The sequence below is a fragment of the Wolbachia endosymbiont of Pentidionis agamae genome (assembly GCF_036711655.1).
Taxonomy (GTDB): Bacteria; Pseudomonadota; Alphaproteobacteria; order Rickettsiales; family Anaplasmataceae; genus JAZHPY01.
This window is the reverse complement of sequence record NZ_JAZHPY010000064.1, coordinates 1-6238: the sequence shown is the minus strand read 5'-3', so window position 1 is coordinate 6238 and position 6238 is coordinate 1. Positions and strand designations below refer to the sequence as shown.

Annotated in this window: 6 protein-coding genes; 1 reads left to right on the top strand and 5 read right to left on the bottom strand. The window is 30.4% G+C overall.

Going from position 1 to position 6238, the window contains the following annotated elements; all coding sequences use genetic code 11:
* Nucleotides 1-109 precede the first annotated feature (109 nt).
* The 3 genes from V6U76_RS04060 to V6U76_RS04050 all read right to left on the bottom strand — a co-directional run bounded on the left by V6U76_RS04060 (nucleotide 110) and on the right by V6U76_RS04050 (nucleotide 3280).
* A complete protein-coding gene (locus V6U76_RS04060) occupies nucleotides 110-274 on the bottom strand; it encodes a hypothetical protein (protein ID WP_333023755.1) in 165 nt (54 codons plus the stop codon).
* A 983-nt stretch (nucleotides 275-1257) separates the two neighbouring features.
* The gene (locus V6U76_RS04055) at nucleotides 1258-2280 is read right to left on the bottom strand and encodes an aspartate-semialdehyde dehydrogenase (protein ID WP_333023754.1); all 1023 of its coding nucleotides are present in this window, start codon (nucleotides 2278-2280) and stop codon (nucleotides 1258-1260) included.
* A 223-nt stretch (nucleotides 2281-2503) separates the two neighbouring features.
* Nucleotides 2504-3280, bottom strand: a complete 777-nt coding sequence (locus V6U76_RS04050) for a succinate dehydrogenase iron-sulfur subunit (protein WP_333023753.1) — start codon at nucleotides 3278-3280, stop codon at nucleotides 2504-2506.
* Between the two features lie 187 nt (nucleotides 3281-3467).
* Here V6U76_RS04050 and V6U76_RS04045 point away from each other — a divergent pair, with 187 nt between their 5' ends.
* Nucleotides 3468-5060, top strand: coding sequence for an ABC transporter permease (locus V6U76_RS04045; protein WP_333023752.1), 1593 nt, complete (start codon nucleotides 3468-3470; stop codon nucleotides 5058-5060).
* Nucleotides 5061-5083: 23 nt separating this feature from the next.
* Here V6U76_RS04045 and nuoE read toward each other — a convergent pair whose 3' ends face one another.
* Both nuoE and V6U76_RS04035 read right to left on the bottom strand, forming a co-directional pair.
* Nucleotides 5084-5620, bottom strand: a complete 537-nt coding sequence (gene nuoE / locus V6U76_RS04040; RefSeq protein WP_333023751.1) for an NADH-quinone oxidoreductase subunit NuoE — start codon at nucleotides 5618-5620, stop codon at nucleotides 5084-5086.
* A 214-nt stretch (nucleotides 5621-5834) separates the two neighbouring features.
* A partial coding sequence (locus V6U76_RS04035) for a hypothetical protein (protein WP_333023750.1) occupies nucleotides 5835-6238 on the bottom strand: 404 nt, incomplete at its 5' end.

The window sequence follows — 6238 nt, the reverse complement described above, 5'->3', positions numbered from 1 at the left end:
CCTCTATATCTGCCAAAACCTTTAAAATATGACTCTTTGAAAACTCGAAAATAATATCATTTACCGTTCGAAAAAGTCGTATAAACTGCTCTGTTTTTCTATTTGTATGCTATACTTTTTCCTGAATAAAATCTTTTCTGCTTGGGTCTTTCCACGGAAGTTTCTGCTTCATCAAATTCCATATAACAGCTCTTTTCGGTCTGGCAACACAAAACTGGGTGCTAGTAGTATCTTCTACCAATTTTAACGTCTTATATGCTGCACTTTCATTCACTTCATAGCTTTACGTAATTATATCCGATATTTCCTCAAAAGCAAGCGGTCTTCCCCTTAATTTGTTTGATTTTCCTTATTTGGCCTTCTTTTTAGCTTCTGCCTCAACTAAAATCTTGGTCATTCTCTTACTTAAGCTTTATATCAGTGAATCGGCAAAATCTTTTGTTTTCCAACCTACTTATTTTTTCAAACCTCATTACCACTCTCATATTACTTTCTAGTAGATTACAACCTTTAGTTAAAAAGTAAAGAAAGCAATGGAAAAGAGTGAAACAATATTGTAGGAATAATCGATAGTCAAAACAATTCAAAAGTGGATCTAGAGGAGATATGATACTGGAAAAGATAAATGGCAGAAAACGCCATATTGTTGTGGATATGCTTAGTCTACTGCAGATGTGCAAAGTAACAAGTGTAGCAAGATCGCGATGGAGCTTTGGATAAAAGTAAAACGAAAAGCACCAACATTACAGAGATTTTTTACAGATACAAGGATATACAAGTGAACTGCAAAAGCGCTGTTGAAGACAGGATGTTTGCTAAAAAGGATCCTAATCCCAAAGGATTTTAAATTATTCCAAAACGTTGAATTGTTGAAAGAACCTTTGCTTGGCTATCAAATTTTAGACACATGAGTAAAGATTATGTACATTCCCTACACACTCCAAAACCAATATTTTCTTTAATATGATGACTGCTATGCTGCATAAATTAGCTAATTCTTGAGTTTGCAAATATCTTCTTAGGAAGTTAATTGATACCCATAAAGTCGCTATACTCAAGCAACTATTATTTTTGTCTCAAAGCGAGGGGGTTTTACAATCCAAGAATGGGACACTACAGGCTATTCAAAATATAAAACCATGATACTTTGGCTCTCTTTGCTTTTAAAAAGCTATCTTGTTATTAGCAACAAAATTTCTTGCTTCTTCTTGTTAAGTTTAATTTTCTCATAAGTAAAATTTTACTGCAATTATCCACTTACAAGTATTTATTTAGCAAAATCTCTAAAATTTGCACTATATTAAGTGCTGCACCTTTACGAAGATTATCTGTCACTATCCACATACTTATTCCATGTTCTACAGTACAATCTTTTCTTATCCTGGACACATACACTGTATCATCCTGAGCAACTTCAACAGGAGTTTTATATCCTCCATCTTTATGCCTATCATGCACTAAAACTCCATCTGTTTTATCTAATATTTTATATACTTGTTCTACAGCAATAGAATTATGAAATTCAACATTTACTGATTCAGCATGCCCTACAAATACTGGTACTCTCACACAGGTTGCATTAACTTTAATGTTTTCACCAAGAATCTTTTTGGTTTCCTCTTGCATTTTATGCTCTTCTAGTGTAAATCCGTCTTCCATAAAAGCCTCTATATGAGGAATGCAATTAAATGCTATTGGTTTAGTAAATACAGAAGGTTTTACATTTTCATTTACAAACATTTTTTTTGTTTGGTTATATAACTCATCCATTGCAGCTTTTCCTGCTCCTGAAGTTGATTGGTAAGTTGAAACAACAATTCTCTTAATCTTTGCATACGTATGTAAAGGGTTTAATACTAAGAGCATCTGTATTGTTGAACAATTTGGGTTTGATATTATATTGTTATTTCTATATTTTTTGATTTCTTCTTCATTAACCTCTGGAATGATAAGTGGAATACCTTCCTTCATCCTAAAATAAGAAGTGTTATCTATAACTATGCATCCAGAAGTAGTTGCAACAGGTACATATGTTTTAGAGACTTCCGATCTTGCACAGAAAATTACTACATTAGTGCCATTAAAATCATAATTATCTAAACATGATACAGTTATTTCATCATCACCAAAACTTAACTTTTTCCCTCTTGATTTTTTTGATGCAAGAGGAATAACAGAATCTACTGAAATTTTTCCTTCATCTTTAAATTCAGATATTATGTTTAGTACATTACGCCCTACATTTCCAGTCGCACCAACAATAGCAATTTTGTGTCCCACGTTTCAATTTTCATTATATTTTTTAATTAATTAGGTTAACCTTTTTTTATAAAAAACACAAGTACGTTTAATTGTTCTTATGATGTGTTTTATTGAACTCCCTGTAGTTTTAGTTCAGAATGGCTCTATATATATTTCATTTTTTGTATTACTTTGATATATATTAAAACTATATTTTAACTTTTTTATATCTTTTAAGACATGCTATAACATTCAAAAGTTATTATTCATCTATTTTTAACATAAGTTGTTTTATCTTTGCTATTGCTTTTGCTGGATTGAGTCCCTTTGGACAGGTCTTTGTACAATTCATTATAGTATGACAGCGATATAGCTTAAATGAATCATTTAAATTATTTAAACGCTCATCAGTTTTTTTATCGCGACTATCAGAAATCCACCTATATGCCTGCAAAAGAACCGCAGGGCCTAGATATTTATCACTGTTCCACCAATAACTTGGGCAACTTGTTGAACAACAAGCACATAATATGCAGTCATATAATCCATCTATTTTCTTTCTATCATTAATAGATTGTATATATTCTTTATTCGGTTTATCTCCTTGTAACCAAGGCTTGATTGATTTATACTGCTCATAAAATTGACTTAAGTCAGGCACTAAGTCCTTTATCACATACATATGTGGTAGTGGATATATCTTTATGTCTCCCTTGATATCAGATATCGGCTTGGTACATGCTAAAGTGTTAGTACCATCAATATTCATAGCACAAGAACCACATATACCTTCACGACATGAACGCCTAAAAGTTAAAGTTGAATCTATCTCATCTTTGATTTTAATTAAAGCATCAAGTATCATTGGACCACAATTTTCCATGTCAAGAAAAAAAGTGTCCATTCTTGGATTCTGACCATCATCTTGAGACCAACGATAAACTTTAAATTTCTTGAGATTCTTTACGTTATCAGGTATAGAATACACCTTACCCTTTTCGTTTATTTTAGAATTTTTTGGCAAGGAAAATTTTACCATTAAGTGCCTCCTTTATTTATCTGTGCAAGCCTTAAAAATCTAAGCTAACACATTTCTAATTTATCTACTAGATTTTTATTTATTGTTCCATAACTTCGGACAATTTAAAATGTAAAGTACTGCTAATTCCTGAACACAGTTTAGGAATTTTTGTATAATATCTTTATATTAATAATAAATATGGTTAATGCTTCTAAAAATACTGAAGAATATATTTCTATTTTTAATAGCTATATTATTCATATGCCCGATAGTATCATTGGTATCAATTCTATTTACTGACGCAGCAACTTCTCCTTGGATAATCAGTAGATTATTCCCAGAGTATATTTTTAATACCATCATATTAATGGTAGGAGTAGGCATAATAACTTTTATATTTGGTGTAATACCAGCGTGGCTTATTACATTTTTTTCATTTCCTGGAAGAAAGATTCTTGAAGTTGTCTTATTTTTTCCAATATCTATTCCAGGGTATATATCAGCATTTATTTATGCAAATACTCTGGAATTTTCAGGACCAGTACAAACCTTACTAAGAGAAATTTTTCACTGGAGTAAAAATGATTATTGGTTTCCAGAAATAAAGTCCTTAGGTAGCGGAATGTTAGTTATGGGATTTAGTTTATATCCATACGTATATATACTAGTACGTTCAAACTTAAAGAAATTGAGCAATTCAGTAACTATATCATCAACTTTTGGATATTCTCCATTGCACAATTTATTTGCTATTATTATACCTTCTGCACGCCCATCTATCATCGCTGGATTGTCTCTGGTTCTTATGGAGGTTATTACAGACTTTGGCTCATCACAGTTTTTGGCAATCGATACATTTACAACAGGGATATATCGAACTTGGTTTTTATTATACGACAAGTATTTAGCAACTGTTTTAGCTATTATAGGGCTACTATTTATTCTGGTGCTGACAATTTTAGAGAAAAAATTTCAAAAAAGAGGAGATTCATGTTTGTCATTAAATGTTAACTTAGATTATCATAGTAAAAGAGAAATAAAAAGTATAACACATTTAATTTTTACATACACAATGTGTATTTTACCTGTACTTATAGGTTTTATTATACCTATTATTCCACTAATATATTGGACTATAGAGAAAAGTTTCCATATATACGATTTTAGGTTCTATGCTACTTTGATTAATAGCATTACCATATCATCAATGACTGCGTTAATTTCCATTATTCTTGCAATCATCATTGGTTATGTTGCACAGAAAGATAAAATAATGAGATATTTGGCACATATTATTTCAATGGGTTATTCAGTACCCAATATAATAATAGCGATTAGTATAATGATATTTTTGGGTCAAGTATCTCTAGTAATTAGTAATTACATTACTAAAGTTTACTTAGTTGGGACAGTGATTGCATTAATTTATTCATATATATTTTGTTTTTTTGCTATATCATTTAAAGCTGTAGAGTCTGGATTAAAAAAAGTATCGAAGGAAATTGAGTGGACTGCATCTACTATGGGATATGGGCCCATATCAACATGTGTGAATATTCATGTCCCTCTCATAAGAAAAAGTATACTTGCAGGTTTTTTACTTGTATTTATTGATACTCTCAAAGAATTAACCATAACACTTATTATTAGGCCATTTAACTTTGAAACTTTATCTACCAGAATATATGAATTAGTAAGTGATGAACGCTATAAGGAAGCAGCACCCTTTGCTTTAATAATTATTGTAATAGGTTTAGTAGCTGCAGTGTTATTATCAAATTTTGATGATGAAAAATAAAGCTATTCAAAAAGGTGGAAATGCTACGTGATTTTCTGATTCTTGCTTTTATTAGATAATTGTTCAATAAGCTCTTTAACTTTTGCTTCATCAAGATCTTCATAAAAATCATTATTTATTTGCACAACAGGAGAGTTAATACATGCACCTAGACACTCAACTTCTTTTAAAGTAAATAAGTTATCACTTGTAGTATCGTTAACATCAATATCTAGTATGCGCTTGAAAGCATTAAGAACTTTATCACTACCACATAACCAGCATGGTGTAGTTCTACATACTTGTATAAGATATTTACCTACTGGCCTAAGATTATACATAGTATAGAAATTAACTACTTCATATACTTGAATGTAAGGCACATTTATTAGATCAGCAATATAATATATAGCTGAGTCTGGTATCCACCTGTGTTGTTCTTGTACTAAATATAGCAAGGACATAACTGCACTTGCTTCTCGTTTTTCTGGATACATTGCTATAAAATCTTTAGCTTTTTTAAGATTTTCATGTGTAAAGCTAAAACCATTCTTTATGCTAGAAACATTTTCCTTTTTCATTCATCAAATTATACAAATACTTTGATTTTACTGACAGAACAATTAACTGCAACACTTACTTTTGATATTAGAGCAGTATGCTACTGTAAGTAGCATACTGAAACAAGTTATTGACGTTGCTGATTCATAGATTTTACAAATGCTTTAAGCGAGATATCAGTTAGGGAACCTTGAGGACGACTTAGTGCATGAAGTATAATTTGACTTACTGCTTCTAACTTTGGATGTCTTCATTCAGCAATTCTTTTGGATCATTTTTAAAATCTTCAGTGGTTAATCTATTGATAAATCCTGAATCCTTTAATTCAACTAACTTATCTACATTTCCTCTAATGTTTTTTATCTCATCCTCATTAAGATCTGGAAATTTTTCCTTAAAGATATCTTTTAAGCGATCATTATTTTGTAATATATCATATTTTTTAGTTCTAAATGCATCAAATATATTATCAGGCATGTTAAAAAGATCATACACCTCACAAGATATATCATCATTATATAAGACAAATTTAGCTTCTATAAAAAGATCTTTTATATTGTCTAACTCTTCAATTCTTTCTAAATAATCACCTTTATCACGAATAAATGTTACTTTATAGATATCATCTAATAAGTTAT